Origin of the sequence: Priestia sp. SIMBA_032, from assembly GCF_046535215.1 — a bacterium.
Classification (GTDB): domain Bacteria; phylum Bacillota; class Bacilli; order Bacillales; family Bacillaceae_H; genus Priestia; species Priestia aryabhattai.
In genome coordinates this window covers 1-231 of sequence record NZ_JAWRXD010001677.1, presented here as the reverse complement: position 1 = coordinate 231, position 231 = coordinate 1, and the positions used below count along the sequence as shown (strand labels likewise).

Genomic DNA, 231 nt, shown 5'->3' with positions numbered 1-231 from the left:
CGGATATGCTCCGATGCAGAGAATCAGAGGGTTTCTGGGTGTAAAATATACTTTGAAATAGTAATGTCAATATGTAAGAAATATTTAACCACAAAAGGAACAAAAGAAATGATTGGAAAAAAAAATGATAAAAGTTTACAAAATGTAAAAGTTCTTAGGCTCGATTGTTTTGTAAGCTTTTAAGTATCTAAAAACGACTAAAAATCTTTTGTCTCTTTTGTGGTTAAAAAA

Annotated in this window: 1 protein-coding gene; it reads left to right on the top strand. The window is 28.6% G+C overall.

Annotated elements, in window-relative coordinates; all coding sequences use genetic code 11:
* The coding region (locus SB717_RS39945) for a hypothetical protein (protein ID WP_410908913.1) at positions 1-183 on the top strand (183 nt) is incomplete at its 5' end.
* Between the last annotated feature and the right edge of the window lie 48 nt (positions 184-231).